24 protein-coding genes and 1 tRNA gene are annotated in these 26844 nt (G+C 69.2%); 13 read left to right on the top strand and 12 right to left on the bottom strand.

Features of this window, described 5'->3' with window-relative positions:
- Positions 1-292: 292 nt before the first annotated feature.
- Complete coding sequence (locus ACFYP5_RS26680; protein ID WP_389040708.1) at positions 293-1117, bottom strand: oxidoreductase; 825 nt, start codon at positions 1115-1117, stop codon at positions 293-295.
- 102 nt (positions 1118-1219) lie between these two features.
- Between ACFYP5_RS26680 and ACFYP5_RS26675 the strand changes: the two genes are divergently transcribed.
- From ACFYP5_RS26675 to ACFYP5_RS26645, 7 genes are all read left to right on the top strand, one after another.
- Positions 1220-2215 carry an ATP-binding protein gene (locus tag ACFYP5_RS26675; RefSeq protein ID WP_389040706.1) on the top strand — a complete coding sequence of 332 codons (996 nt, stop codon included), beginning with the start codon at positions 1220-1222 and terminating at the stop codon, positions 2213-2215.
- Positions 2216-2945: 730 nt separating this feature from the next.
- On the top strand, positions 2946-5654 hold the full coding sequence (locus tag ACFYP5_RS26670; protein ID WP_389040704.1) for a bifunctional SulP family inorganic anion transporter/carbonic anhydrase: 2709 nt from the start codon (positions 2946-2948) through the stop codon (positions 5652-5654).
- A 128-nt stretch (positions 5655-5782) separates the two neighbouring features.
- Complete coding sequence (acs, locus tag ACFYP5_RS26665; protein ID WP_389040702.1) at positions 5783-7780, top strand: acetate--CoA ligase; 1998 nt, start codon at positions 5783-5785, stop codon at positions 7778-7780.
- 234 nt (positions 7781-8014) lie between these two features.
- Positions 8015-9424 carry a Na+/H+ antiporter NhaA gene (nhaA, locus tag ACFYP5_RS26660; protein ID WP_389040701.1) on the top strand — a complete coding sequence of 470 codons (1410 nt, stop codon included), beginning with the start codon at positions 8015-8017 and terminating at the stop codon, positions 9422-9424.
- 45 nt (positions 9425-9469) lie between these two features.
- The gene (locus ACFYP5_RS26655; protein ID WP_389040700.1) at positions 9470-10009 is read left to right on the top strand and encodes a phage holin family protein; all 540 of its coding nucleotides are present in this window, start codon (positions 9470-9472) and stop codon (positions 10007-10009) included.
- Positions 10006-10968 (top strand): alpha/beta fold hydrolase, encoded by a 963-nt coding sequence (locus tag ACFYP5_RS26650; protein WP_389040698.1) that lies wholly within the window; start codon positions 10006-10008, stop codon positions 10966-10968. Before ACFYP5_RS26655 ends, ACFYP5_RS26650 begins: the two co-directional genes overlap by 4 nt.
- A 164-nt stretch (positions 10969-11132) precedes the next feature.
- A complete protein-coding gene (locus ACFYP5_RS26645; RefSeq protein ID WP_326629245.1) occupies positions 11133-11336 on the top strand; it encodes a hypothetical protein in 204 nt (67 codons plus the stop codon).
- An 86-nt stretch (positions 11337-11422) separates the two neighbouring features.
- Here the strand turns inward: ACFYP5_RS26645 and ACFYP5_RS26640 are convergent, their stop codons facing one another.
- The 3 genes from ACFYP5_RS26640 to nth form a co-directional block, all read right to left on the bottom strand.
- Positions 11423-12628: a MarP family serine protease gene (locus tag ACFYP5_RS26640; protein ID WP_389040695.1), complete on the bottom strand. Its 1206-nt coding sequence runs from the start codon at positions 12626-12628 to the stop codon at positions 11423-11425.
- A gap of 88 nt (positions 12629-12716) precedes the next feature.
- Positions 12717-13490, bottom strand: coding sequence for an NUDIX hydrolase (locus ACFYP5_RS26635; RefSeq protein ID WP_389040693.1), 774 nt, complete (start codon positions 13488-13490; stop codon positions 12717-12719).
- A gap of 84 nt (positions 13491-13574) precedes the next feature.
- Positions 13575-14468: an endonuclease III gene (nth, locus tag ACFYP5_RS26630; protein WP_389040691.1), complete on the bottom strand. Its 894-nt coding sequence runs from the start codon at positions 14466-14468 to the stop codon at positions 13575-13577.
- A 253-nt stretch (positions 14469-14721) separates the two neighbouring features.
- On the opposite strand from nth, the gene ACFYP5_RS26625 reads away from it, so the two are divergent.
- Positions 14722-15396, top strand: a complete 675-nt coding sequence (locus ACFYP5_RS26625; RefSeq protein ID WP_030925113.1) for a Crp/Fnr family transcriptional regulator — start codon at positions 14722-14724, stop codon at positions 15394-15396.
- A 109-nt stretch (positions 15397-15505) separates the two neighbouring features.
- Here ACFYP5_RS26625 and ACFYP5_RS26620 read toward each other — a convergent pair whose 3' ends face one another.
- The 4 genes from ACFYP5_RS26620 to ACFYP5_RS26605 form a co-directional block, all read right to left on the bottom strand.
- Entirely contained in the window at positions 15506-16336 is an 831-nt protein-coding gene (locus tag ACFYP5_RS26620) for an MBL fold metallo-hydrolase (protein WP_389040688.1), read from the bottom strand.
- The gene (locus ACFYP5_RS26615) at positions 16333-17223 is read right to left on the bottom strand and encodes an NUDIX hydrolase (RefSeq protein WP_389040686.1); all 891 of its coding nucleotides are present in this window, start codon (positions 17221-17223) and stop codon (positions 16333-16335) included. The genes ACFYP5_RS26620 and ACFYP5_RS26615 overlap by 4 nt, the downstream gene beginning before the upstream one ends.
- A 203-nt stretch (positions 17224-17426) precedes the next feature.
- Positions 17427-17897 carry a RidA family protein gene (locus tag ACFYP5_RS26610; RefSeq protein WP_030972189.1) on the bottom strand — a complete coding sequence of 157 codons (471 nt, stop codon included), beginning with the start codon at positions 17895-17897 and terminating at the stop codon, positions 17427-17429.
- On the bottom strand, positions 17897-18055 hold the full coding sequence (locus tag ACFYP5_RS26605) for a DUF4177 domain-containing protein (RefSeq protein ID WP_003967454.1): 159 nt from the start codon (positions 18053-18055) through the stop codon (positions 17897-17899). The genes ACFYP5_RS26610 and ACFYP5_RS26605 overlap by 1 nt, the downstream gene beginning before the upstream one ends.
- 71 nt (positions 18056-18126) lie before the next feature.
- Here ACFYP5_RS26605 and ACFYP5_RS26600 point away from each other — a divergent pair, with 71 nt between their 5' ends.
- The gene (locus ACFYP5_RS26600) at positions 18127-19113 is read left to right on the top strand and encodes an ArsA family ATPase (protein WP_389040684.1); all 987 of its coding nucleotides are present in this window, start codon (positions 18127-18129) and stop codon (positions 19111-19113) included.
- Complete coding sequence (locus ACFYP5_RS26595; protein WP_389040682.1) at positions 19110-20495, top strand: ArsA family ATPase; 1386 nt, start codon at positions 19110-19112, stop codon at positions 20493-20495. Before ACFYP5_RS26600 ends, ACFYP5_RS26595 begins: the two co-directional genes overlap by 4 nt.
- A gap of 30 nt (positions 20496-20525) precedes the next feature.
- Here the strand turns inward: ACFYP5_RS26595 and ACFYP5_RS26590 are convergent, their stop codons facing one another.
- On the bottom strand, positions 20526-20876 hold the full coding sequence (locus ACFYP5_RS26590; protein WP_389040680.1) for a WhiB family transcriptional regulator: 351 nt from the start codon (positions 20874-20876) through the stop codon (positions 20526-20528).
- 397 nt (positions 20877-21273) lie between these two features.
- Here ACFYP5_RS26590 and ACFYP5_RS26585 point away from each other — a divergent pair, with 397 nt between their 5' ends.
- Entirely contained in the window at positions 21274-23532 is a 2259-nt protein-coding gene (locus ACFYP5_RS26585; protein ID WP_389040678.1) for a transglycosylase domain-containing protein, read from the top strand.
- 97 nt (positions 23533-23629) lie between these two features.
- Here ACFYP5_RS26585 and ACFYP5_RS26580 read toward each other — a convergent pair whose 3' ends face one another.
- The gene (locus ACFYP5_RS26580) at positions 23630-24094 is read right to left on the bottom strand and encodes a GatB/YqeY domain-containing protein (RefSeq protein WP_389040676.1); all 465 of its coding nucleotides are present in this window, start codon (positions 24092-24094) and stop codon (positions 23630-23632) included.
- 79 nt (positions 24095-24173) lie between these two features.
- On the opposite strand from ACFYP5_RS26580, the gene ACFYP5_RS26575 reads away from it, so the two are divergent.
- Both ACFYP5_RS26575 and ACFYP5_RS26570 read left to right on the top strand, forming a co-directional pair.
- Complete coding sequence (locus tag ACFYP5_RS26575; RefSeq protein ID WP_389040673.1) at positions 24174-25112, top strand: metallophosphoesterase; 939 nt, start codon at positions 24174-24176, stop codon at positions 25110-25112.
- Between the two features lie 110 nt (positions 25113-25222).
- Positions 25223-25296: transfer RNA gene (locus ACFYP5_RS26570), tRNA-Pro, on the top strand.
- Positions 25297-25389: 93 nt separating this feature from the next.
- On the opposite strand, the gene xerC is transcribed toward ACFYP5_RS26570, so the two are convergent.
- The gene (gene xerC / locus ACFYP5_RS26565) at positions 25390-26568 is read right to left on the bottom strand and encodes a tyrosine recombinase XerC (protein WP_389040670.1); all 1179 of its coding nucleotides are present in this window, start codon (positions 26566-26568) and stop codon (positions 25390-25392) included.
- A 64-nt stretch (positions 26569-26632) separates the two neighbouring features.
- A complete protein-coding gene (locus ACFYP5_RS26560; RefSeq protein ID WP_355788592.1) occupies positions 26633-26842 on the bottom strand; it encodes a helix-turn-helix domain-containing protein in 210 nt (69 codons plus the stop codon).
- Between the last annotated feature and the right edge of the window lie 2 nt (positions 26843-26844).

Below are 26844 nucleotides of genomic sequence, written 5' to 3'. Positions count from 1 at the left end.
GAGACCAAGGACATCCGAGAGGATTACCTGTAACGCAGAGAAGGCCCCACGGACCGAGCACGAAAACCGAGTACCCACGCGACGTCGACCCGTCGATTACGGGCCAGCCGCACCAGGTAACGGGCTGAGTTCCCGACCTGATGGGCATACATCGAGGACGCATGGTAACTCGGTGGACGTGCCAGCGGCGGTACCGAGGACGGTACCGCCGCAACCCTTTGATCGGGCAGTGAAATCAACAGTGCGGCCGGGGAGTTGGCGGCCGAGCTGATCGACGAGCGCCGGGCGGGAGCTAAGCGGCTCCGCGCTGCAGCGCCTCACAGACCGCCGTCGACTCCCTGACACCGAGTTCCACCGCGCGCCCGCAGTGCGCCATCCAGGCGGCCATGCCGTCCGGCGTCCCCGACAGATAGCCTTCGAACGCTGCGACGTACGCCGCCCGGCCCTGTTCCGCATGACCGACCTCGGCGGGGCAGATGGACTTCGGGTCCAGCCCACTCCCGATCAGCACGATCCGTTCGGCGGTCCGCGCGACCAGCCCGTTGCACGAACCGAAGGGGCGCAGCGCCAGCAGTTCGCCGTGCACGACCGCGGCCGTCACCAGCGCGGGCGCCGCACTCCCCGCCAAAATCAGTCCCGAGAGACCTTCCAGCCGCCCGGCGACCTCGTCCGCATCCGGCAGCGGCGCTTCGATCAGCGGCTCATCCACCGGCTCGCCCGCCAGCCGAGGCCGGCCGACCGCGTCGTCGGGTGCGGCCCCGCCGGCCGCCACCAGATGCAGCCGGGCAAGGACCCGCAGCGGCGACTGGCGCCAGATGGAGAGCAGTTGACCTGCTTCCGCGGTGAGCCGGAGGGCGGCTCCGATCACCTGCGACTCGTCGCCACCGCTGAAGTCGGTGCGCCGACGCACCTCCTCGAGGTTCCAGTCGGCACCGGAGAGCGCGGCGGAGCCACGGGCGCCGCGCAGCGCCGCCTCCGCGGTGACCTCGTTGCTGCGGCGCCGCATGACTCGGTGGCCGTAGACGCGGTCGACGGCCTTGCGTACGGAGTCCACCGCGTCGGCGACCCCCGGCAGGGCGCCCAGGGTGGCAAGCGGGTCTGGGGCAGTCGTACTCATAGGTAGCGAGGCTACGCGCCCCCTACACCCATACCGCCCCGGAGTGGCCTTCTTCACGAAGTTCGACAGCGGAGAGCAATTATGCAGCTACCCTAGGTGAACATGAAGATCGCTTTCGTAGGGAAGGGCGGCAGCGGCAAGACCACGCTGTCCTCGCTCTTCATCCGCCACCTTGCCGCCAATGAAGCCCATGTCGTCGCGGTGGACGCCGACATCAACCAGCACCTGGGGGCCGCACTCGGCCTCGATGACGAGGAGGCGGCGGCGCTGCCCGCCATGGGGGCACAACTGCCACTGATCAAGCAGTACCTGCGAGGGAGCAACTCCCGCATCACCTCCGTCGAGACAATGATCAAGACGACTCCGCCCGGCGAGGGCTCGCGGCTGCTGCGCGTCCGCGAGGACAACCCGGTCTATGACGCGTGCGCCCGCACGATCGCGCTGGACGACGGGGACATCCGGCTGATGGCAACCGGGCCGTTCACCGAGTCGGATCTGGGGGTGGCGTGCTACCACTCCAAGGTCGGCGCGGTCGAGCTCTGCCTCAACCATCTCATCGACGGCCCCGACGAGTACGTGGTCGTCGACATGACCGCGGGTTCGGACTCCTTCGCGTCAGGAATGTTCACCCGCTTCGACATGACGTTCCTGGTTGCCGAGCCGACCCGCAAAGGCGTCTCGGTCTACCGCCAGTACAAGGAGTACGCACGGGACTTCGGGGTCGCCCTGAAGGTCGTCGGGAACAAGGTGCAGGGCCAGGACGACCTGGACTTCCTGCGGGCCGAGGTCGGCGACGACCTGCTGGTCAGCGTCGGTCAGTCCGACTGGGTGCGGGCGATGGAAAAAGGCCGACCGGCCCGCTTCGAGCTGCTGGAGGCCGACAACCGGATGGCCCTGCAGGCCCTGCAGGACGCGGCGGAGGATTCGTACGGGGCGCGCGACTGGGAGCGCTACACGCGGCAGATGGTGCACTTCCATCTGAAGAACGCGGAGAGCTGGGGCAACGAGAAAACGGGCGCCGACCTGGCTGCCCAGGTCGACCCCTCCTTCGTACTCGACGAGCGGAGCGCGCATGCCGGCGCCGCACAGCCCGTGTGAGCGGGTCGCGATGCCGTACTCCGTCGATCGCTCGGACCCTTGATCCGCCCGGCCCCTGATCTGCGATCCAACCGGTCGCCCACGACTCGGTGACCAGCGCGGTAACGGGGCCGGACACCCCTTGGCGCTGCGCCGGCTTCCCGTCGAACTCGTCCGGAACCGGGGGGTGCGGCAGGCAGCCGCCCCGCCTTCCAACGCGCCGCCCGCCCCGCTCCGCCCCGCTCCGCCCAGCGGCGTCCCTCAGACGCCGAGCACGCCCTCGCCCCGTGCCACCCCAAAAGAACACCACGCACTGCGACGGCTTCTGACCGGGCGACAGCCGCTCCGACCGGGGCTGTTTCGGCCGATTCCGGTGAAGGGTGGTGGAGCCGGACCGGTGAGGCGGACACGGCTCCCGAGGGCAATTTCGCGCGCGTTCCGCTTGGGCCCGCAGCCCCTCTCGCGGCAGCCACCATCCCCACCCTCTTCCAATTTGTACGAAATCTTCCGACGCGGCGCGGCCGAGGTCGCAGGCAACGGCGCAAGTGACGCCATGAAAGATGGCGCAAAAAGCTGCCTATTCACTTGAAGGAGTGACTCAATGGCCCATTTGCCCTAAATCATGGACACGAATCTTTACTCTCCATTACGATTCATTTACTGAGAGTTGAGAAATCCCGCCGCTGCACGCCGTGACCCACGGCCGCGTCCCCACGTTCCGCGACCGCGCTGCCCCGGAGGAGACGGGAACATGTCTGCTTGCGTCCGCATCCGTCATGACCACACAGCCCACAGTTCGCCACCTTCCCGCGCCTCGGGAATCAAGCGACCTCACAGCCCGCCACCGCCGCGCCGCGGCGGACGATTCCGCATCGCGGGCGCCGACCTGTCCGCGTCGATCACTGTCTTTCTCATCGCCGTCCCCATGTCGCTCGGCCTGGCCGTCGCCATGGACGCACCGCTGGAAGCCGGACTCATCTCCGCCGCGGTCGGCGGCATCGTCGCCGGACTGCTCGGCGGCACACCCCTCCAGGTCAGCGGCCCGTCCGCCGGTCTGACCGTGGTCACAGCCGAGTTGATCCAGATCTACGGCTGGCGCACCACCTGCGCGATCACCATCGGCGCCGGACTTCTGCAGATCCTGCTGGGCTCGCTGCGAGCGGCGCGCGGCGCCCTAGCTGTCAGCCCCGCCATCGTGCACGGCACCCTCGCCGGTATCGGCGTGGCCATCGCGCTCGCCCAGTTGCACATCATGCTCGGCGCCTCGCCCAAGAGCTCGGCAGCCGCCAATGCCCTCGCGCTTCCGGAGCAGTTGGGCCGAATGAGCCCGGCCGCGCCCCTGATCGGTGCACTGACCATCACCGTACTGGTGGTGTGGCCCCGGCTCCCCGGGCGGATCGGGCGAGCGGTGCGACGGCTGCCTGCGGCCCTCGCCTCGGTAGCGATCGCAACGGCGGTGGCCACGGTTGCGGCGCCCGGGATCGCCCGGGTCGACCTGCCGTCCTGGCGCTCGCACGCCCTGCCCGAGCTGCCGCAGGGCCCCGTCCTGGCCCTGGCCACCGCCGTGTTCACGGTGCTGCTGGTGGCCAGCCTCGAATCGCTGCTCGCCGCGGTGGCGGTGGACAAACTGACCGCCGACCGTGCCGGCGGCCGAACCGCCGATTCCGCCACTCCGGCCCCCGCCGCCCAGCCGGTCCGGCGCGCCGATCTCGATCGCGAACTGCGCGGTCAGGGCGTCGCCAACGTACTGTCCGGGTTGCTCGGCGGGCTGCCGGTGTCCGGTGGCGCGGTGCGGAGTTCGGCGAACGTACGGGCCGGGGCCACCGGCAGAGCCGCCACCGTGCTGCACGGCGTCTGGGTGCTGCTCGCCGCCGGACTGCTGGTCACAGCCCTGGAGTGGATCCCGCTGGCCGCGCTCGCCGCTCTGGTGATGGTGGTCGGCTTCCAGATGGTGAACTACGCCCACATCCGCAATGTCCACAGGCATCGTGAATTCCTGGTGTACGGGGCGACGATCACCGGAGTGTTGCTCTTCGGCGTGCTGGAGGGTGTGGCCATCGGTATCGCCGTGGCCGTGGCCGTCGCCCTGCACCGGCTGGCCCGCACCAGGATCACGGTGACCGATCAGGGCGGCCAGCATCTGGTCATCGTACGAGGGCAGCTGACGTTCCTCGCAGTGCCACGGCTCAGTCGGGCGCTCGGCCAGTTGCCCCGAGGCGGGGACGCGGTGGTCGAGTTGGACGGCTTCTTCATGGACCACGCGGCATACGAGACGATCCAGGACTGGAGCGACACCCAGACCGCGCAGGGCGGCCACGTCGTCTTCACCGGCAGATCCGGTGGCCGGATCGCCGAGCCCGCCTCGGCGGCCCACTCCTGCTGCCGCCCCTGGACACCGTGGCGCAACCATCACTGTCACGACCGGCCCGACCAGCCCGGCCATCCGGTCGACGCCCGCCGTGCCGCCACCGGGGCGGCCTTCGCTCCCGGCGAAAGCCCCGGCGCCGGCCAGGGACCCACAGCCTCGGGCTGCGCCGACGCCGACGCCCGGGCGGCCGATGCGGTCGACGCCACCGTCGGCTCCACCGACCGGCTCGACACCCCCGGCCATGGGGCCGCCGTTCCGCGTCGGACCGGCGCGCACCGACTGGCCAGCGGGCTCAGTTCGTTCCAGCGCAATACGGCTCCGCTGGTGCGCGACGAGCTGGCCCGGCTGGCCCGCGAGGGTCAGTGCCCCTCCCAGCTCTTCATCACCTGCGCGGACTCCCGCCTGGTCACCAGCATGATCACGGCGAGCGGCCCGGGCGACCTGTTCACTGTTCGGAACGTCGGCAACCTCGTGCCCCCGCCGGGCGCGGAGGCCGGTGACGACTCGGTGGGCGCCGCGATCGAGTACGCGGTGGATGTGCTCGAGGTCGAGTCCATCACCGTCTGCGGCCACTCCGGCTGCGGTGCGATGCAGGCACTGATGAACTCCAAGCCGGACACCCCGCAGACATCACTGTGGCGCTGGCTGCGGCACGGCCTGCCGAGCATGGAGCGAATGACGTCCCGGCATCATGCCTGGGCGCGGATCTCCGGCCGGCTGCCCGCCGATGAGGTGGAGCAGCTCTGCCTCACCAATGTGGTCCAGCAGTTGGACCATCTGCGGGCCCATGAGTCGGTGGCGCGGAGACTCGCCGAGGGTGCGCTCCAGTTGCACGGGATGTACTTCCATGTCGGCGAGGCGCAGGCGTATCTGCTGGCCGAGGGCGCGAGCGCCGGAAGCGGGGTCGACGAGGTCTTCGACCGGGTGGGCCCCTGCGACCCGAACCACGCCCACCCGTACGACATCACCGACCTCAGTGATCCCACCGGTCTCGGTGTTCCCGGTGATCACTCCGCTATGCCCTCCCCCACCATCACGGCCGACCCCGCCGATCCTCCTGGTTCCGGCGAGTTGGAACGTACGAGCGCCTGAACCACACGCACCTGAACCACGTGCGCCTCGGGTCCGTGAGACCTTGTGATCGTTCCTCCATACACGAAGCACAGGTCTAAACCAATTCCCGGCAGAGACTTGTCACCCGGCCCCTGGCCTGATGAGCTATGCCCCGGGACACAACGGACACCCTGGGAATGGGAGATGTCGTGAGCAACGAAAGCTTGGCCAATCTGCTTCGGGAAGATCGCCGGTTCGCACCACCCGCCGATCTGGCCGCCGACGCCAACGTCACAGCCGAGGCGTACGAGCAGGCCGAGGCGGATCGGCTGGGCTTCTGGGCCGATCAGGCCCGGCGCCTGACCTGGGCCACGGAGCCGACCGAGACGCTCGACTGGAGCAACCCGCCCTTCGCCAAGTGGTTCGCGGACGGCAAGCTGAACGTCGCGTACAACTGCGTGGACCGTCACGTCGAAGCGGGCCACGGCGACCGTGTCGCCATCCACTTCGAGGGCGAGCCCGGCGACAGCCGCGCGATCACGTACGCGGAACTGAAGGACGAGGTCTCCCGCGCCGCCAACGCCCTCACCGAACTCGGTGTCGGCAAGGGCGACCGGGTCGCCGTCTATCTGCCGATGATCCCCGAGGCCGCTGTCGCGATGCTGGCCTGCGCCCGCATCGGCGCCGCACACTCGGTGGTCTTCGGCGGCTTCTCCGCCGACGCCATCGCCGCCCGCATCCAGGACGCGGACGCCAAGGTCGTCATCACCGCCGACGGTGGCTACCGACGCGGCAAGCCGTCCGCACTGAAGCCCGCCGTGGACGACGCCGTCTCGCGTCTCGACACCGTCGAGCATGTCCTCGTGGTGCGGCGCACCGGCCAGGACACCCCGTGGACCGAGGGCCGTGACGTCTGGTGGCACGAGATCACCGGCCGCCAGTCCGCCGAGCACGCCCCCGAGGCATTCGACGCCGAGCACCCGCTCTTCATCCTCTACACGTCGGGTACGACGGGTAAGCCGAAGGGCATCCTGCACACCTCCGGCGGCTACCTCACACAGGCGGCGTACACGCACCACGCCGTCTTCGACCTCAAGCCGGAGACCGACGTCTACTGGTGCACCGCCGACATCGGCTGGGTGACGGGGCACTCGTACATCGTGTACGGACCGCTGGCCAACGGCGCGACGCAGGTGATGTACGAGGGCACGCCCGACACCCCTCACCAGGGGCGCTTCTGGGAGGTCATCCAGAAGTACGGCGTCACGATCCTCTACACCGCGCCGACCGCGATCCGTACCTTCATGAAGTGGGGCGACGACATCCCCGCCAAGTTCGACCTGTCGTCGCTGCGGATTCTCGGTTCGGTCGGTGAGCCGATCAACCCCGAGGCGTGGATCTGGTACCGCAAGCACATCGGCGCCGACAAGTGCCCGATCGTGGACACCTGGTGGCAGACCGAGACCGGCGCGATGATGATCTCGCCGCTTCCCGGCGTCACGGAGACCAAGCCCGGTTCGGCCCAGCGCGCGCTGCCCGGTATCTCCGCCACCGTCGTCGACGACGAGGCCAACGAGGTGGCGAAAGGCGGGGGCGGCTACCTCGTCCTCACCGAGCCGTGGCCGTCGATGCTCCGCACCATCTGGGGCGACGACCAGCGCTTCATCGACACCTACTGGTCGCGCTTCGAAGGCAAGTACTTCGCGGGCGACGGCGCCAAGAAGGACGAGGACGGCGACATCTGGCTGCTCGGCCGGGTCGACGACGTGATGCTCGTGTCCGGGCACAACATCTCGACCACCGAGGTCGAGTCGGCGCTCGTGTCGCACCCGTCGGTCGCCGAGGCCGCCGTGGTCGGCGCGGCCGACGAGACGACCGGCCAGGCCATTGTCGCGTTCGTGATACTGCGTGGTTCGGCATCGGCCTCCGACAGCCTCGTCGCCGATCTGCGCAGCCACGTCGGCGCCACGCTCGGCCCGATCGCCAAGCCCAAGCGGATCCTGCCGGTCGCCGAGCTGCCGAAGACCCGATCCGGCAAGATCATGCGCCGCCTGCTGCGCGATGTCGCGGAGAACCGCGAGCTGGGCGATGTCACCACGCTCACCGACTCCTCGGTGATGGACCTCATCCAGACGCAGCTGCCGTCGTCGTCCTCCGAGGACTGAGACCGGCGGCATCGGGCGGGATCAGATACGACCCCGAGGGGCATCCGGCAACGCGCCGGGTGCCCCTCGGGCATTTAAGGTGAAGATCACCGGATACGGCCCCGCACACCCCGGGTACAGTGGCAGCTGCATCAACAACTCATCAATAAATCTCCACAGGGTGTGCCGGGAAGTCTGGTCGGCAAGTGCATGAGTCATGCCATTGCTGCCGTACCGACCCGGAGGACCCCACTCGTGGCCGCGCCCGCCCCCACACCCCCGTCTCCGTCCCGCCGTACCTTTCTCCGGCGTCTCTCCCTCCCCGAGCGGAACTACCTCGCCGACGCCCTGCGCACCGAGACCGTCGGCGGAGTCATCCTGCTGGTCGCCGCCGTCGCCGCACTGACGTGGGCGAACACACTCGGGTCCAGTTACCGGGCCGTCAGCGACTTCCACCTCGGGCCGCAGTCCCTGGGGCTGGACCTCTCCGTGCAGCACTGGGCGGCCGACGGGCTGCTCGCGATCTTCTTCTTCGTCGCGGGTGTCGAGCTCAAACGGGAACTGGTAGCGGGTGACCTGCGCGACCCCAGGGCGGCCGTCCTGCCGGTCATCGCCGCCGTCTGCGGCATGGCTGTGCCGGCCGTCGTCTACACGCTGGAGGCCGTTGTCGGCGGCGGTTCCACGGACGGCTGGGCCGTCCCGACCGCCACCGACATCGCCTTCGCGCTCGCCGTCCTCGCGGTCATCGGCACCTCGCTGCCGTCCGCACTCCGCGCCTTCCTGCTCACCCTTGCCGTCGTCGACGACCTCTTCGCGATCCTGATCATCGCCATCTTCTTCACCGAGAAAATCAACTTCACGGCGCTCATCGGCGCTGTCGTCGGCCTCGCCGTCTTCCATCTGCTGCTGCACAAGAACGTGCGCGGCTGGTACGTCTACGTACCGCTCGCCCTGGTCATCTGGGGACTGATGTACAACAGCGGCATCCACGCCACCATCGCCGGCGTCGCCATGGGCCTGATGCTGCGCTGCACCCGGCGCGAGGGCGAGCAGCACTCCCCCGGCGAGCACATCGAACACCTGATGCGCCCGCTGTCGGCCGGTCTCGCCGTGCCGCTGTTCGCGCTCTTCTCAGCCGGGGTCTCGCTCTCCGGCAACGCGCTGACGGGGGTCTTCACCCGGCCCGAGACGCTCGGTGTGGTGCTGGGGCTCGTCGTCGGCAAGACGATCGGCATCTTCGGCGGTACCTGGCTGGCCGCCCGCTTCACCAAGGCCGAGCTCAGCGAGGACCTGGCATGGGCGGACGTCTTCGCAGTCGCCGCGCTCGCCGGGATCGGCTTCACCGTGTCGCTGCTCATCGGCGAGCTCGCATTCGAGGGGGACGCCACCCTCACCAACGAGATCAAGGCCGCGGTGCTGATGGGCTCCCTGATCGCGGCCGTGTTCTCCGGTGCATTGCTCAAACTCCGGGTACGCAGATACCGGACGCTCTACGAGGCGGAGGAGCTCGACGAGGACCAGGACGGCGTTCCCGACATCTACGAGCAGGACGATCCGGCGTACCACCTTCGGATGGCCGCGATCTACGAGAAGAAGGCCGCGGAACACCGCCGCCTTGCCGAACTGGCGGGGGCAGCGAGCAGCAAGCCGGACAGTCCGGCATGATCTGACACCAGATGTGTCGAGCAGGAGCAGAAGAGGGAGTCAGGGATGAGCGACCCCGGCAACTACGCGGGCAGCGCCGACCGCAGTCTCGGGCAGCTGGTCGCCTCGGCGACGGCCGAGGTGTCCGCACTGGTGCACGACGAGATCGCCCTGGCCAAGGCGGAGATGCGGCGGGACGTCAAGCGGGGCGTGGCCGGCAGCGTGGCGTTCATCGTCGCAGGTGTGCTGATTCTGTTCGCGCTGCCCGTGCTGAGCTTCGCGGCGGCGTACGGAATCCACAACCTGGGACTCGGGCTCGCGTGGTCGTTCCTGATCGTCGGCGCCGCGTTCATCGTGCTGGCGATCCTGCTCGCGCTGATCGCCATCGCCAAGTTCAAGAAGGTCAAGCCGCCGGAGAAGTCCATCGCCTCGGCCAAGCAGACGGCGGCCGTGCTGCAAGGCGTCAAGCCGCATCCGCGGCCCGCCGTCACCGCGGGTGCGAGCCGTCCGGCCGTCACGGCCTCGGGCAGCACCCCGTCGAACAAGGCCCTGGAGAAGTCCGCGGTCCAGGACAAGACGTCCGCTGTGGCACGCTCGTCCACATGAGCGTCCCCGATTCCAGCGCATTCGGCCCCACGGGCCCCGGCTCAGGCAGTCCCGTACGCCTCGACGGTCCCTGGACCCACCGCGACGTGGCGGCCAACGGGGCGCGCTTCCACATCGCCGAGCTGGGGGACGGGCCGCTCGTACTGCTGCTGCACGGCTTCCCGCAGTTCTGGTGGACCTGGCGCCATCAGCTGACCGCGCTCGCCGACGCCGGCTTCCGTGCCGTCGCGATGGATCTGCGCGGGGTGGGGGGCAGCGACCGTACGCCTCGGGGTTACGACCCCGCCAACCTCGCCCTCGACATCACCGGCGTGATCCGCTCGCTCGGCGAGCCGGACGCCGCGCTGGTCGGCCACGACATGGGCGGCTACCTCGCCTGGACGGCCGCGGTGATGCGGCCGAAGCTGGTGCGCCGGCTGGCAGTCTCCTCGATGCCGCACCCGCGCCGTTGGCGGTCCTCCATGCTCTCCGACTTCGCGCAGTCCCGGGCGGGCTCGTACATCTGGGGCTTCCAGCGGCCGTGGGTACCGGAGCGTCAGCTCGTCGTGGACGACGGGGCGTTGGTGGGCCGGCTGATCCGCGACTGGTCGGGGCCGCGGACCGCGGAGTTCCCCGACGACGCGGCGGTGGACATCTACCGGCGCGCGATGTGCATCCCGTCGACGGCGCACTGCGCGATCGAGCCCTACCGCTGGATGGTGCGGTCGATGGCTCGCCCGGACGGCATCCAGTTCAACCGCAGGATGAAGCGCCCCGTACGGGTTCCCACGCTGCATCTGCACGGTTCGCTCGATCCGGCGGTCCGTACGCGGAGTGCGGCGGGGTCCGGCCAGTACGTCGAAGCGCCGTACCGTTGGCGACTTTTCGATGGTCTGGGGCACTTCCCGCACGAGGAGGATCCGGTGGGTTTCTCGACCGAACTCATCAGCTGGCTCAAGGATCCTGAGCCGGACCGGTAGCCCCGCGACCGGCTCTGCGGGCTGCCGGGGCCGGTCTCCCGGCGCGGCCGACCGGTGGCCGGAAGAGCACAGTTGTCCGAGGAACAGCCAATTGCCCGGCGCATAGGCCAATTGGCTGACGCATGGGCGATTACCGACCATGAGGCACGGGCAGACGTCGGGGTATGGGCTGGACGCACGACTTCGGTGACGCAGCACGCAATCGACGCTCGACCGCTACGGCGGATCCGAGCACTCATGAGGGGGACGGCCCCCAGGGCCGGGTGCGCAGTGCGCATGATCTGCATGATCCCCGGCTGGGCATTCCGCGCATCCTCCGCCGCCGGGCCCGCTGGGTCTCGGCGCGGCTGCGGCATCCCCGCGGATGACGCGCCCCTCACCCGATCCCACGGACAAGGACTCCAGGAGGTGAGTGCGGGGCAGCTGCCCCGCACTTCCTCGCCCTCTTCGCGACCTACAGCGCGCACGCCTGGCTGTCGACCTGTTGGTTGGCGGTGCGGCCGGTCGTGATGTCCTGGCGGATCTCGTCGGCCGTCAGGGCGTAGCCCGTCTGGGGGTCGTCCAGCGACTTGGCGAACACGACTCCGTACACCTTGCCGTCGGGGGTCAGCAGCGGGCCGCCGGAGTTGCCCTGACGGACCGTCGCGTAGAGCGAGTACACGTCGCGGCGGACCGTGCCCCGGTGGTAGATGTCCGGGCCGTTGGCGTCGATGCGGCCGCGGACGCGCGCGGCGCGTACGTCGTAGGAGCCGTTCTCCGGGAAGCCCGCGACGATGGCGCTGTGACCCGAGGCCGCGTCGTGGTCGGTGTCGGTGAACTTCAGCGGCCTCGCGTCGAGGCCCGGGACGTCGAGTACGGCGATGTCGCGCTGCCAGTCGTAGAGGACGACCTTCGCGTCGTAGAGCCGCCCCTGGCCGCCGATCTGGACGGTCGGCTCGTCGACGCCGCCGACGACATGCGCGTTGGTCATCACCCGGCGGTCGGAGAAGACGAAGCCGGTGCCTTCGAGGACCTTGCCGCAACTCGGAGCCGTACCGACGACCTTGACGATGGACTGCTTGGCGCGCGTCGCGACCGGGCTGCCGGCCAGAGCCGGGTCCGGGGCCCTGACCTCGGTGATCGGCTCGTTGGCGAAGGGGCTGAAGACCTGCGGGAAGCCGTTCTGCGCGAGGACCGAGGAGAAGTCCGTGAACCAGGTGGAGGCCTGGGAGGGCATCACCCGGGAGACACCGAGCAGCACCGAGGAGTTACGGACCTCTTTGCCCAGTGTCGGCAGCGACGTACCGGCGAGGGCTGACCCGATCAGCCACGCCACCAGCAGCATCGCGACCACGTTGACCAGCGCGCCGCCGGTCGCGTCGAGTGCCCGCGCAGGCGACCACGTGATGTAGCGGCGGAGTTTGTTACCGAGATGCGTAGTGAAGGCCTGGCCGACGGACGCGCACACGATCACGATTATGACCGCGACGACCGCGGCAGTCGAGGAGACTTCCGAGCTGTCAGTCAATTGGTCCCACAGGACCGGCAGCAGATAGACGGCGACAAGGCCGCCGCCGAGGAACCCGATCACCGACAGGATGCCGACGACGAAGCCCTGGCGGTAGCCGATCACTGCGAACCACACGGCGCCGGCCAGCAGCAGGATGTCCAGCACGTTCACCGTCTATTGCCCTCGCAGATTCGTCGCCGGACCCGTTCGTTCGGCTGAGGCCGGGCGGGCCCGGAAGAGCCCGGCGGGAGTCAGCCTGTCATGCGCGCCAGTCGAGCGGCACCTGTCTGGACCTGTCCCAGGGGCGCTCCCACCCTGCGAAGTGCAGAATGCGGTCGATGACCCCTGCCGTGAAGCCCCAGACGAGGGCTGATTCGACCAGAAATGCCGGGCCCAGGTGACCGCTGGGGTGCACCGTCGTCACCCTGTTGGCCGGATCCGTGAGATCCGCCACGGGAACCGTGAAGACCCGGGCCGTCTCCGCCGGATCGACGACTCCGACCGGGCTCGGCGCCCGCCACCAGCCGAGGACCGGCGTCACCACGAAGCTGCTCACCGGGATGTACAGGCGGGGCAGCACGCCGAAGAGCTGGACGCCGCTCGGATCGAGGCCTGTCTCCTCCTCGGCCTCCCGCAGAGCGGCCCTCAGCGGCCCTGTGGTCGCCTGATCGCCGTCCTCGGGGTCCAGGGCGCCACCGGGGAACGAAGGCTGCCCTGCGTGGGAGCGCAGGGATCCGGAGCGCTCCATCAGGAGCAGCTCGGGGCCTCGCTCACCCTCACCGAACAGGATCAGCACCGCGGACTGCCGCCCGGCGCCGTTCTCGGGCGGCAGGAAGCGGCTGAGCTGCCGGGGCTCGACGGTCCGCGCGGCGCGGACGACAGGGTCGAGCCAGCCGGGCAGCCCGTCAGTCGTGACAGCGATCGCGTCGTCATGACCCGCCCCGGCGGTGTGCTCGTGTTCGCGCTTCTCCACGTCGCTCCGGTCGGGCGTCTGCCCGTCCGGCCGGACGTGGCTCTGTTCGTGCGTCTTCATAGGCACCCCTCGTCGTCCCACAACGCCTGTCGCCACGCATTTCGTTCCGGCGCGGGAGCACCCGTCAGCCGGCCACCGCCTGCGTCACCCGGCTCCGAGCGCGGGCGCGGGCCTGCCCGGGTAGTCCGGCGGCGGGCTGAGCCGCTGGCCCGGCTGGCCGCCCATCTCGTACTTCAGGAGCTTCCGGGCCTTCTCCGGGTCCGTCTCGCCCTCGCCGTACGAGGGGCAGAGCGGGGCGATCGGACATGCGCCGCAGGCAGGCCTGCGAGCGTGGCAGATGCGGCGGCCGTGGAAGACCACGCGATGCGAGAGCATCGTCCACTCGCTCTTGGGGAAGATCGCGGCGATCTCCGCCTCGACCTTCTCCGGGTCCTCCTGTTCCGTCCACTTCCAGCGGCGGACCAGCCGGCCGAAGTGGGTGTCGACCGTGATGCCGGGGACACCGAAGGCATTGCCGAGGACGACGTTGGCGGTCTTGCGGCCCACGCCGGGCAGCGTGACCAGATCCGCCAGCCGCCCCGGCACCTCACCGCCGAAGTTGTCCCTGATCGACGCGGAGAGGCCTATCAGCGACTTGGCCTTGGCCCGGAAGAAACCGGTCGGCCGGATGAGTTCCTCCAGCTCCTCCGGGACGGCCGCCGCCATGTCCTCGGGGGTGGGGTAGGCGGCGAACAGCGCGGGGGTGGTCTGGTTGACCCTCAGGTCGGTGGTCTGGGCGGACAGGACCGTGGCGACGAGGAGCTCGAACGGGTTCCTGAAGTCCAGCTCCGGGTGGGCGTACGGGTAGATCTCGGCGAGTTCGCGGTTGATCCGGCGGGCACGGCGGACCATCGCGAGGTGGGATTCCGGCTTTGCGGGCTTCGGGGACTTCGCCACCTCGGCCGCTTTCGCGGGCTTCCCCGACCTGGCCGACTTCACCGAACCCCCAGACGGACTTTTTGTCCCTTTTGTCGGGCGACTGATATCCTGTTCGCCCACAGCGGAATTATGTCCTTCCGACACCCCATCAGCCCCCTTGGCCTGCGCTCTCACCGGCGATTTGGACACCCGGCCAGCCTAGAGCCACGCACTGACATCCGCCCCGGTCACTGCGGATCCACCCCCAATCGGCCCCCTGCCGCACGGTGAGCTGCGCCCGTGCGTCAAACTGGTTTGTGATTGATCGCACTGTTTTACCGTCCGGCATGATGGGGACCACGGTTCCCTGAACAGGCCGACAAGGAGAGAACTCGTGGACGACGTTCTGCGGCGCGCCCCGCTTTTCGCGGCGCTCGATGATGAGCAGGCCGCGGAGCTCCGCGCCTCGATGAGTGAGGTGACCCTCGCACGCGGCGACGCTCTCTTCCACGAGGGCGACCAGGGTGACCGGCTGTATGTGGTCACCGAGGGCAAGGTGAAGCTCCACCGCACGTCCCCCGACGGACGCGAGAACATGCTCGCGGTCCTCGGCCCCGGCGAGCTGATCGGTGAGCTGTCGCTCTTCGACCCGGGCCCTCGCACCGCCACCGCCACCGCGCTCACCGAGGTCAAGCTCCTCGGCCTCGGTCACGGCGACCTGCAGCCCTGGCTGAACGCCCGCCCCGAGGTGGCCACGGCCCTGCTGCGCGCGGTTGCCCGCCGACTGCGCAAGACCAACGACCAGATGTCCGACCTGGTCTTCTCCGACGTTCCGGGCCGTGTCGCCCGCGCCCTCCTCGACCTGTCGCGCCGGTTCGGCGTCCAGTCGGAGGAAGGCATCCACGTCGTCCACGACCTGACCCAGGAAGAGCTGGCCCAGCTGGTCGGCGCCTCCCGCGAGACGGTCAACAAGGCGCTCGCCGACTTCGCGGGCCGCGGCTGGCTGCGCCTGGAGGCGCGCGCCGTGATCCTGCTGGACGTGGAGCGCCTCGCGAAGCGTTCGCGCTAGCCGGAACACCTTCTCCTCACGACGTGGAGGGCCCCGCCGCCCGGCGGGGCCCTCCACGCGTGTCAGGGCCGCCCACCGGGCCCGCGCACGACCGTGTCGCATCCGCGCGTCAGATCAGCCCGTGCTCGCCCAGGTACTCCAGCTGAGCCAGCACCGAGAGCTCCGCCGCCGGCCACAGCGTCCGGTCCACGTCCGCGTAGACCTGCGCCACCACCTCAGGCGCCGTACGGTGCCCCGATTCCACCGCCGTCTCCACCTGCGCCAGCCGGTGCGCGCGGTGCGCCAGGTAGAACTCGACCGCGCCCTGCGCGTCGTCCAGCACCGGCCCGTGCCCCGGCAGCACCGTGTGCACCCCGTCGTCGACCGTCAGCGAGCGCAGCCGCCGCAGCGAGTCGAGGTAGTCGCCGAGCCGCCCGTCCGGATGTGCGACGACCGTCGTGCCCCGCCCGAGGATGGTGTCCCCCGTCAGCACCGCCCGGTCGGCAGGCAGATGGAAGGAGAGCGAGTCCGCGGTGTGTCCGGGGGTCGGCACGACGTGCATCTCCAGGCCGCCGACCGTGATCACATCGCCGGTGGACAGTCCCTCGTCGCCGAGACGCAGCGCCGGGTCCAGGGCGCGCACCTTCGTGCGTGTCAGCTCGGCGAAGCGCGCGGCGCCCTCGGCATGGTCCGGGTGTCCGTGGGTGAGCAGGGTGAGTGCGATCCGCCGGCCCGCGCGCTCGACGGAGTCGATGACAGCCCGCAGATGGCCGTCGTCCAGCGGTCCCGGATCGATGACGACCGCGAGATCGGAGTCGGGTTCGGCGACGATCCAGGTGTTGGTTCCGTCGAGCGTCATCGCCGAGGCGTTGGGCGCGAGGACGTTGACGGTACGGGTGGTGGCGGGGCCGGACAGGACGCCGCCTCGCGGCTGTCCCGGAAGGGCTGCTGCCTCGCTCATACGGCCTCACCGCCCGCGCTGCCGGTCGGAATGTGCTTGGTGAACTCGTCGTGCCCCGGCCAGCTCAGCACCAACTCGTCACCTTCGAGCCGGGCCTGTGCGAGTACGGGGGTGAGGTCCTGGGAGGACGCGGCCTTCAGAGCCTCGGCGGCGGTCCCGTACGGCCGCAGCTGACGCAGCGTCGACACGGTCGGCGGCATCATCAGCAGCTCGCCCCGGTCGTACCCGTCGGCGGCGTCCCCGGGGGCGATCCACACCGTACGGTCGGCCTCGGTGGACGCGTTGCGGGTCCGCTGGCCCTCGGGGAGCGCGGCGACGAAGAACCAGGTGTCGTAGCGGCGCGGCTCGAACTCGGGGGTGATCCAGCGCGCCCACGCCCCGAGCAGATCGGACCGCAGCACCAGACCCCGCCGGTCCAGGAACTCGGCGAAGGACAGCTCGCGGGCGACCAGTGCCTCGCGGTCGGCCTCCCAGTCGGCGCCCGTGGTGTCGCTGACGACCGTGCCGGCGGCCGGCCCGGCGAGGAGGACGCCTGCCTCCTCGTATGTCTCGCGCACGGCCGCGCACACGATGGCCTGCGCCTCGGCCGCCGTGCCGACACCGAGCCGCTCGGCCCAGCTCTCCAGCGTGGGTCCGGCCCACTCGACGAGGCGGTCGTCGTCGCGCGGGTCGACCCCGCCGCCCGGATAGGCGTACGCGCCCCCGGCGAAAGCCATGGAGGCGCGGCGGCGCAGCATGTGGACGTCGGGCCGGCCGCCGGTGTCAGCGGAGTCCCGGAGCAGCATCACGGTGGCGGCCCGCCGGGGAGTCGCGGCCGTCAGCTCGCCCGCGGCGAGCGCCCGGATCCGATCGGGCCATTCCGGTGGGTACCACTGACCATTGGACATGGCCGGAGGCTATCCGGAACCGCGCCGATGTTCGAGAGGTGCCGATCACGCATCCCGCGTTCCCCCCGGCCACGCCGGCGTTCCGGCCCGGTGCACCCCTGCTCCTTACGCACAGCGCCCACGATGCGGCCCATACGCACGATCCCGCCCGGTCGCATCGACCGGACGGGATCACGGAAACGCTCGTCCCACGCTGTGGCGGCTCAGGCCCCGGTCAGCTCGACCTGGACCTCGACCTCGACCGGTGCGTCCAGCGGCAGCACCGCGACGCCCACCGCGCTGCGCGCGTGCACGCCCTTGTCGCCGAGCACCGCGCCCAGCAGCTCACTCGCACCGTTGATCACGGCGGGCTGCCCGGTGAAGTCGGTGGCCGAGGCGACGAAGCCCACGACCTTCACGACCCGCTTGATCCGGTCCAGGTCGCCGGCGACCGACTTCACGGCGGCCAGCGCGTTGAGCGCGCAGGTCTTCGCCAGCTCCTTGGCCTCGTCCGGCGTGACCTCCGCACCGACCTTGCCGGTGACCGAGAGTTTGCCGTCCACCATGGGCAGCTGACCCGATGTGTACACGTACACCCCGGACTGGACGGCCGGCTGGTACGAGGCGAGCGGCGGTACGACGTCCGGCAGAGTCAGTCCGAGTTCGGCGAGCTTCGCCTCGACAGCACTCGCCACTATGCCTTCTCCCGCTTCAGGTACGCCACGAGCTGCTCAGGGTTGTTCGGGCCGGGAACGACCTGGACCAGCTCCCAGCCGTCCTCGCCCCAGGTGTCCAGAATCTGCTTGGTCGCGTGCACGAGAAGGGGCACGGTCGCGTATTCCCACTTGGTCATAGGCCGACTGTAATGCCTGGCACGCACGACCTCGTGCGTAGCCCACGGCTCGACTGGTTAGGCTCGAATACGTGAGCAGGTTCCAGGTCGTCAGCGGCAAGGGTGGTACCGGTAAGACCACGGTCGCCGCCGCACTCGCGCTCGCCCTCGCGACCGAGGGCAAGCGCACCCTCCTCGTCGAGGTCGAAGGCAGGCAGGGCATCGCCCAGCTCTTCGAGGCGGAGTCCCTTCCGTACGAGGAGCGCAAGATCGCCGTCGCGCCGGGCGGCGGCGAGGTGTACGCCCTCGCGATCGACGCGGAGCGCGCGCTTCTCGACTACCTCCAGATGTTCTACAAACTCGGCAGCGCGGGGCGGGCGCTCAAGAAGCTCGGCGCGATCGACTTCGCCACCACCATCGCGCCCGGTGTGCGGGACGTGCTGCTGACCGGCAAGGCCTGCGAAGCCGTACGGCGCAAGGACAAGCAAGGCCGGTACAGCTACGACTACGTGATCATGGATGCGCCGCCGACCGGCCGCATCACGCGCTTCCTCAACGTGAACGACGAGGTGGCGGGGCTGGCCCGGATCGGTCCGATACACAATCAGGCGCAGGCTGTGATGCGGGTGTTGAAGTCTCCCGAGACGGCGGTCCATCTGGTGACGCTGCTGGAGGAGATGCCGGTCCAGGAGACCGCGGACGGCATCGCGGAGCTACGGGCGGCCGAACTGCCGGTGGGCAGGGTCATCGTGAACATGGTGCGACCGCATCTGCTGGACGAGGACGCACTGCGTACCGCGTCGGGCGGCCGCCGCAGGGAGATCGCGAAGACGCTCACCCGGGCCGGCGTGACCGGTTCCGCGGCGCTCGTGAGGCCGTTGGTCGAGCAGGCCGCCGAGCATGCCCAGCGCGTGGAGCTGGAGCGCGAACAACGTGCGGTGCTCGCGGGTCTCGATCTGCCGACGAACGAACTCCCGCTGATCGGCGAGGGCGTGGACCTGCCCGGGCTGTACGACCTGGCGGTCGAACTCCGCAAACAGGGCGTGGGCGAAGGAGCGGGGCAAGGGGTGGGTTCATGACAGCGAGTACGAAGACGGGTGCCGCCGAGGGAACGGAGACCGGCACAGCCGCCGTGCCCGTTCCGGCCGCCCCCGCCCTGGACGCCGACGCGCTGCTCGACGACCAGGACATCCGGATCGTCGTGTGCTGCGGTTCGGGCGGGGTCGGCAAGACCACGACCGCGGCGGCGCTCGGCGTACGGGCGGCCGAGCGCGGCCGGAAGGTCGTCGTCCTCACCATCGACCCGGCCCGCAGGCTCGCGCAGTCCATGGGCATCGACTCACTGGACAACATCCCCCGCCGGGTGCCGGGCATCGACGGCGAGGGCGCCGGGGAACTGCACGCCATGATGCTCGACATGAAGCGGACCTTCGACGAGATCGTCGAGGCGCACGCGGACGGCGAGCGGGCCCGCGCGATCCTGGAGAACCCCTTCTACCAGTCCCTGTCGGCCGGTTTCGCGGGCACGCAGGAGTACATGGCGATGGAGAAGCTCGGGCAGCTGAGGGCGCGTGACGAGTGGGACCTGATCATCGTCGACACTCCGCCTTCGCGTTCCGCACTGGACTTCCTGGACGCGCCGAAACGTCTCGGCTCGTTCCTGGACGGGAAGTTCATCAAGCTGCTGATGGCTCCGGCGAAGATGGGCGGCCGGGCCGGGATGAAGTTCCTCAACGTCGGCATGTCGATGATGACCGGGACTCTCGGCAAGCTGCTGGGCGGTCAGTTCCTGCGTGACGTACAGACGTTCGTCGCTGCGATGGACACCATGTTCGGCGGCTTCCGGACCCGCGCCGATGCCACGTACAAGCTGCTGCAGGCCCCCGGCACGGCGTTCCTCGTCGTCGCGACCCCGGAACGCGATGCGCTGCGCGAGGCCGCGTACTTCGTGGAGCGGCTGGCCGCGGAGGAGATGCCGCTGGCCGGTCTGGTCCTCAACCGGGTCCATGGCAGCGACGCCGCTCGGCTCTCCGCCGAGCGCGCCCTGGCGGCCGCAGAAAATCTTGATGACATCGGCATTGTGGATCAGGCGGCCGGGAAGGCTGGACTTCGTGACCCGGCCGACTCGGTGGTCACCTCTCCCGAAGATCCCGAGTCGCCGCCCTCCCCCGCCCGTTCCGCGCACACCGAAGCCCCTGAGCACGAACCCGCGTCCGAACCCGAGACCGAGGCTGAAGCCGTCTCCGTGGAGCAGCTGACCGCAGGTCTGCTGCGACTGCATGCTGAGCGCATGCAGGTCGTCGCACGCGAGCAGCGCACCCGCGACCGCTTCACCGCACTGCACCCCGAGGTCGCCGTGACCGAAGTCGCCGCGTTGCCCGGTGATGTCCATGACCTCGCAGGGCTGCGAGCCATCGGTGATCGGCTCGCGACCGGTTCTGCTCCGGCCGGAGCTGCGTGACCACCTGAAAGGGCTAGTCGCCCTCGCCGACTACCCCACGGCGGCGAACGTCTCGTGCAGTTCGTCGTCATCCAGACCGATGGCCACCGGCAGGATGCCTGTGGACCGCTCGTACTCACTGCGAGCGGTCTCCAGCAGCCGGCGCCAGGACGTGACGGTGGGCCGTCTGCGCAACAGTGCGCGACGCTCCCGCTCGGTCATTCCGCCCCACACGCCGAACTCGACGCGATTGTCCAGCGCATCGGCCAGGCATTCGGTCCGCACCGGGCATCCGGTGCACACCGCCTTGGCCCTGTTCTGCGCTGCCCCTTGTACGAACAGTTCATCCGGATCGGTAGTGCGGCAGGCTGCCTGCGCACTCCAGTCGGTTACCCAGCCCATCACGGCGCCGTCCTCTCCCGAATCGAGGCTCCCCCACGGCGGTAGCGGCATATTCACCGCTGCCAGTTGAGGACGTTACGGAAAGTGGTGACAGCACAACACCCCCTTCGGGCCCAATCTTGAATGGCCCGAACGGACTATGCGTACGCGGCAGATCACCCAGGGGAGTGAGGTGGCGACATCCGCGACCATCCCGCCAAAATCGGGACAGATCGCCTAGGTCACAACGGACGTTCGATGACACACCAGGCGAATTCGGGAGCGCCTCGGGTCGTGAACGGACCAACGCCGGGTCATGCATGGGGGTTGATACCCAACGGGACTGCTGTGACAGTTGGGAGCAGCTTAGGCCAATGCCTGTACGCCTGTCCGGCGAATGAGAACGTAGGCTGCCCCCATGCCAAAGAACCGCTCGGGCGGGGGTCTCACCGCGACCCAGCAGGCCGCCAAGTTTCTCGGTGTCGCCGCACTCTCCGGGGTCGTGCTCGCGGGCATCGCGCTGCCGGCCGCCGGGGCTCTGGGGCTCGCCGCCAAGGGGACGGTCGAGGGATTCGACGAGATCCCGGCCAATCTCAAGACGCCGCCGCTGAGCCAGCGCACCACGATCCTGGACAGCAAGGGCGGGGCGATCGCCACGGTCTACTCGCGCGACCGCACCGTCGTCCCGCTGAAGGACATCTCCCCGTACATGCAGAAGGCGATCGTCGCGATCGAGGACGCGCGCTTCTACAAGCACGGGGCGGTCGACCTCAAGGGCATCCTGCGCGCGATGAACCGCAACGTGCAGTCGGGCGGGACCGCGCAGGGCGCGTCGACCCTCACCCAGCAGTACGTGAAGAACGTCTTCGTCGAGGAGGCGGGCGACGACCCGGACAAGGTCGCGCAGGCCACCCAGCAGACGATCGGCCGCAAGGTCCAGGAGCTGAAGTACGCGATCCAGGTCGAGGAAGAGCTCGGCAAGAAGAAGATCCTGGAGAACTACCTCAACATCACCTTCTTCGGACAGCAGGCGTACGGCATCGAGGCCGCCTCCCACCGGTACTTCTCCAAGTCGGCGAAGGACCTGAAGCTGGAGGAGGCCGCGCTGCTGGCCGGCCTCGTGCAGTCACCGAGCCGCTACGACCCGGTCAACGACACGGAGGAGGCGACCAAGCGTCGCAACACCGTGCTCCAGCGCATGGCGGATGTCGGGGACATCTCGCAGGCCACGGCGAAGAAGGCGCAGTCGACGCCGATCAAGCTGAACGTCAGCAAGCCCAAGAACGGCTGCATCACCGCCGTCAGCGGGGCCGGCTTCTTCTGTGACTACGTGCGCCAGGTCTTCCTCACCGACCCGGCCTTCGGCAAGACCAAGGAGGACCGCGCCAAGATCTGGAACCGGGGCGGCCTCACGGTCCGCACCACGCTCGACCCGCAGGCCCAGCAGGGCGTGCAGGACTCGATCAGGAGTCACGTCTACAAGACGGACAAGGTCGCCACCGCCGTGACCCTGGTCCAGCCGGGCACCGGCAAGATCATGGGCATGGGCCAGTCCAAGCCGTACGGCCTCGGGCAGAACGAGACCCAGTACAACTACTCGGTCAACAAGGACATGGGCGGCTCGAACTTCGGCTTCCCGACCGGATCGACGTTCAAGCCGTTCCTCGCCGCCGCGGCCATAGAGGGCGGCACACCGGCGACGCAGATGTACTCGGCGCCGTACGAGATGGACTACCCGGACACGGTCCAGACCTGCGGCAAGCCGTGGGTCAACAACAGCGTGCCGAGGTATCACCTGGAGAACGAGAGCGAGTCGGAGGAGGGGCCGTACGCACTGAAGGACGCGATGGCGATGTCGGTCAACACCTACTTCGTCCAGATGCTCCAGGACATCGGCATGTGCCCGGTCTCGCACATGACCGACAAGCTGGGCGTGGTGCAGGGCGACGGCACCAAGCTGCCGCAGAACCCGTCCGCGCTGACCCTCGGCTCCAACGGTCTCTCGCCGCTGACGATGGCCAGCGCATACGCCGCGTTCGCCAACCGCGGCACGTACTGCACGCCGATCGCCATCGAGTCGGTGAAGACGGCGAACGGCGACTCCCTCCCCGTGCCGAAGACCACCTGCACGCAGGCGATGTCGCAGACGACGGCCGACACCATCAACACTCTGCTGCGCGGCGTCGTCGACTCCGGTACGGGCCGGGAGGCCGGTCTCCAGAACCGCGACAACGCGGGCAAGACGGGTACGACCGATGCCCGTAAGAACGCCTGGTTCGTCGGCTACACGCCGAACATGTCCGGTGCGGTCTGGGTCGGCAGCCCGTCCCAGAGCGTCGAGATGGAGCAGATCACCATCGGTGGCGTGTACCGGGCCCAGGTGTACGGCGGTGAGGTCCCCGGACCGATCTGGCGGGACGCCATGACGAACGCCCTCGCCGGCCAGCCTGCACCACCCTTCACCACCGTCGACATCCCGGACCCCCGGGATGACGAGGACGAGGGCGAGGACTGGGGCGGAGGCAGGGGCAGGGGCAGGCACGACAACCGCGACGACGGCAAGAACAAGCCCGGCAACACCACCCCGTTCCCAGGCATCACCATCACGCCGGGCACGATCGGCGGAAACGACGGGACACCCCGCGGCCAGACCAACGGCGGCCAGACCGGCCCCTGACCTCTGGACGCAGCATCCGTCCACGCAGAAGACAGAAGGCGGGGCGGACCGGAACATCCGGTCCACCCCGCCTTCGCGCAGGTACGGAACTGCCGTCTCAGCCCGCGAGGAGCTTCTTCACCGCGGCCGCCACCCGGCCGCCGTCGGCAAGCCCCGCGACCTTCGGGTTCACAATCTTCATGACGGCGCCCATGGCCCGCGGCCCCTCGGCGCCGGCGGCCTTCGCCTCGTCGACGGCCGCCGTCACGATCGCACCCAGCTCGTCGTCGCTCAGCTGCTTCGGCAGGTAGGCGTCGAGCAGCTCGCCCTCCGCCCGCTCGCGCTCGGCCTGCTCCGTCCGGCCGCCCTGGGCGAAGGCCTCCGCCGCCTCGCGGCGCTTCTTCGCCTCCCTGGCGATCACCTTCTGCACTTCGGCGTCGGAGAGCTCACGCGCCGTCTTGCCGCTGACCTCCTCCTTCGTGATCGCGGTGAGGGTCAGCCGGAGCGTGGACGAGGTCAGCTCGTCACGCGCCTTCATGGCCGTCGTGAGGTCTTCCTTGAGCTTGGACTTGAGCGTGGTCATGTGCTGATTGTGGCAGGTGCGGGATGCGGAACGCCCGCCGGTTTTCCGCGGACCGCACGGTGTCTGCGACGATGGGCGCATGCGCGCACGCTACGGAGTACCCCTGAAAGTCACGGCAGTCGGCGCAGCGGTCGGCGCCGCCGGTCTCGTCTACGCGGCAGGTTTCGAGGCTCGATCGTTCCGGCTCCGCCGCGTCACGATCCCCGTTCTCCCGCGCGGGGCACGTCCGTTGCGCGTACTGCAGGTCTCCGACATCCATATGGTGAGCGGCCAGCGCAAGAAGCGCGGCTGGCTGCACTCGCTGGCCGGCCTGCGCCCCGACTTCGTCGTGAACACAGGAGACAACCTCTCCGACCCGAAGGCCGTGCCGGAGCTGCTGGACGCACTCGGTCCGCTGATGGACTTCCCGGGTGTGTACGTCTTCGGCTCCAACGACTACTACGGCCCCAAGCTGCGCAACCCGGCCCTCTACCTCCTCGAGAAGACCCAGGGAAAGCACGGTCTCAACGGGAATGCCCCGGCGGTCGGCGTCGTGCACAACCCGTGGGAGCCGATGCGCGACGCGTTCGACGAGGCCGGCTGGCTGGGGCTGAGCAACACCCGGGGCCGCCTCAAGGTCGACGGCCTGGAGATCGCCTTCACCGGTCTCGACGACCCGCACATCAAGCGGGACAGGTACGCGGAGGTCGCGGGCGGCCCGGAGACGGGTGCCGACCTCTCGATCGGCGTGGTGCACGCCCCGTACCTGCGCTCCCTCGACGCCTTCACCGCCGACGGCTACCCCCTGATCCTGGCGGGCCACACGCACGGCGGCCAGCTCTGCATCCCCTTCTACGGGGCTCTGGTCACCAACTGCGACCTGGACACGGACCGGGTCAAGGGCCTCTCCAGCCACACGGTCGGCGACCGGCGCGCCTACCTCCACGTCTCGGCAGGCTGCGGCACCAACCGCTACACCCCGGTCCGCTTCGCCTGCCCGCCCGAGGCGACCCTGCTGACGCTGGCACCCCGCGACTGACGGCCCACGCAGCCTCCCGGGACGTGGTGCGTGCCGGGGCAGAAACCGGATTTCGTCTCCGGGCGTGGGTGGGCTAAAGTAATCGATGTCGCCAGGACACCGGCGGCGATCGGGGTGTAGCGCAGCTTGGCAGCGCGCTTCGTTCGGGACGAAGAGGTCGTGGGTTCAAATCCCGCCACCCCGACAGCTGAAACACCAGGTCAAAGGGCACGTACGAAATTTCGTACGTGCCCTTTGTCATGCCTAGGGAGCCAAACCGGGGGCCAAAGGGTTTTGATCAAGCCTCGCTGTCGGAGCGCGTGGCTCCGAACTCGAAGATCTCATCCATCGCCTCAGCCCCCTGCGTGATCACGGGGCGGAGCTGTTTGCGGTAGACGGCCTCTGTGGTCGCCTGGCTGCTGTGCCCCACCAGCAGCGCGATCCGTTCCAGCGGAATGCCGTGATCGGAGAGCAGCGACACGAAGCTGTGCCGGAGCTCCCGGGGCGTCCACTCTGGCTCGAGGCCCGCTTTCACCACGATGGCCCGGAAGTCACGGCGCACGTTGGCAGCGTCGAGGGGCTCGCCGCTTCTGGTGGTGAAGACGCGACCCGCGGGGCTCCACTCGATCCCATGGGATCCCCGCTCCTGCTTCTGCCAGCGCAGGTGCTCTTCGAGGACTTCCACCACCTGCTTCGGCAGGGCAATCGTCCGCCGGCTCTTCCGGGTCTTGGTCTCCCCGTGCCGTCGAACAGATCGCCATACCGCAACATGCGGCGGGACCCCGTTCTCCGTCGCGAGATAGACGTGGTCCCACGTGAGTGGGCGAGCTTCCTCCGTGCGGACCCCGCTAAGGAGCGAGAGCACGAGGTAGGCATACAGCCGCGAGCCTCGTGCGGCCACAAGAACCGCCTTGGCTTGCTCCAGGTTCAGCGCCTTGCTCGGTCGCCCCGGCCGCCCCTCTGGCGCGGTGACGAGTGCGGCTACGTTCCGCACCGCCTTGTCGCGTCGCTGCGCGTGCTCGATCGACCGGCGCAGGACGGCGAGGACATCCCGAAGCGTTCTGGTAGCCAGCTCTTCGGCCCGTCCTGTCAGCCAGTCGTCTACATCGTCGGCACTGAGATCTTTCAGCTTCGCTCGGCCTACGAACGGGATCAGATGCTTGGTCGCGAGCGTGCGGTTCTTACCTACGGTCTGCTCGTCGCGACCCTTCAGCCCCCGCTCAAGCCAGTCGTTCACGGCATTGGCGACCGTGTAGTTCGCGGGCGTACGTGCGCCGGCCTCGACTTCCTTCTTCAGCTCTCGGATCTTGCCGCGTACCTCGGTCTTGGTCTTGCCGTACACCTTGGGCCGCAGGCGTCTACCGTCCGGCGCATAACCGAGCGAGACGGCGCCCACGAACCGGTTCTTCGCCCCATCCCAATAGATCGTGTCTTCACCATGCCCCGCCCTGCGAGCGGGCTTCGGATTCGTCGTCACTCCGGCTGTTCCTTTCATGGGTGAGGCCGCGCCAAGGTGGCGCGGCCTCGCGAAGGGCTGAGATTCAGGCGGCGGATTCGCTCTTGAGGAGTTCGATGTACTCCTCGACGTACTCCGTCGGAACCAAGCGACGGCGGCCCACCTGAACAGTGCGGAGGCGCCCTCGGCGGATCTCTTCGTAGGCGGTCGAGCGCTTGACCCCGAGCATTTCGGCGGCGGCTTCCACGCGGTGGAGTCGGCATTGCGGAGTAGATGCGGTCGGTGCCGTGGCCATGG

This window comes from Streptomyces sp. NPDC005262 (assembly GCF_042872425.1).
Classification (GTDB): domain Bacteria; phylum Actinomycetota; class Actinomycetes; order Streptomycetales; family Streptomycetaceae; genus Streptomyces.
Note: the sequence above shows the minus strand (reverse complement) of the source record. Positions and strands in the feature narration are given on the sequence as shown.

What these genes read in the sequence shown, in the direction of transcription:
- ACFYP5_RS26680 (WP_389040708.1), bottom strand. Translation starts at nt 1,117, where the DNA reads ATGAGTACGACTGCCCCAGACCCGCTTGCCACCCTGGGCGCCCTGCCG.
- ACFYP5_RS26675 (WP_389040706.1), top strand. Translation starts at nt 1,220, where the DNA reads ATGAAGATCGCTTTCGTAGGGAAGGGCGGCAGCGGCAAGACCACGCTG.
- ACFYP5_RS26670 (WP_389040704.1), top strand. Translation starts at nt 2,946, where the DNA reads ATGTCTGCTTGCGTCCGCATCCGTCATGACCACACAGCCCACAGTTCG.
- acs (WP_389040702.1), top strand. Translation starts at nt 5,783, where the DNA reads ATGCCCCGGGACACAACGGACACCCTGGGAATGGGAGATGTCGTGAGC.
- ACFYP5_RS26655 (WP_389040700.1), top strand. Translation starts at nt 9,470, where the DNA reads ATGAGCGACCCCGGCAACTACGCGGGCAGCGCCGACCGCAGTCTCGGG.
- ACFYP5_RS26650 (WP_389040698.1), top strand. Translation starts at nt 10,006, where the DNA reads ATGAGCGTCCCCGATTCCAGCGCATTCGGCCCCACGGGCCCCGGCTCA.
- ACFYP5_RS26645 (WP_326629245.1), top strand. Translation starts at nt 11,133, where the DNA reads ATGGGCTGGACGCACGACTTCGGTGACGCAGCACGCAATCGACGCTCG.
- ACFYP5_RS26635 (WP_389040693.1), bottom strand. Translation starts at nt 13,490, where the DNA reads ATGAAGACGCACGAACAGAGCCACGTCCGGCCGGACGGGCAGACGCCC.
- ACFYP5_RS26620 (WP_389040688.1), bottom strand. Translation starts at nt 16,336, where the DNA reads ATGAGCGAGGCAGCAGCCCTTCCGGGACAGCCGCGAGGCGGCGTCCTG.
- ACFYP5_RS26615 (WP_389040686.1), bottom strand. Translation starts at nt 17,223, where the DNA reads ATGTCCAATGGTCAGTGGTACCCACCGGAATGGCCCGATCGGATCCGG.
- ACFYP5_RS26605 (WP_003967454.1), bottom strand. Translation starts at nt 18,055, where the DNA reads ATGACCAAGTGGGAATACGCGACCGTGCCCCTTCTCGTGCACGCGACC.
- ACFYP5_RS26595 (WP_389040682.1), top strand. Translation starts at nt 19,110, where the DNA reads ATGACAGCGAGTACGAAGACGGGTGCCGCCGAGGGAACGGAGACCGGC.
- ACFYP5_RS26590 (WP_389040680.1), bottom strand. Translation starts at nt 20,876, where the DNA reads ATGGGCTGGGTAACCGACTGGAGTGCGCAGGCAGCCTGCCGCACTACC.
- ACFYP5_RS26585 (WP_389040678.1), top strand. Translation starts at nt 21,274, where the DNA reads ATGCCAAAGAACCGCTCGGGCGGGGGTCTCACCGCGACCCAGCAGGCC.
- ACFYP5_RS26580 (WP_389040676.1), bottom strand. Translation starts at nt 24,094, where the DNA reads ATGACCACGCTCAAGTCCAAGCTCAAGGAAGACCTCACGACGGCCATG.
- ACFYP5_RS26575 (WP_389040673.1), top strand. Translation starts at nt 24,174, where the DNA reads ATGCGCGCACGCTACGGAGTACCCCTGAAAGTCACGGCAGTCGGCGCA.
- ACFYP5_RS26560 (WP_355788592.1), bottom strand. Translation starts at nt 26,842, where the DNA reads ATGGCCACGGCACCGACCGCATCTACTCCGCAATGCCGACTCCACCGC.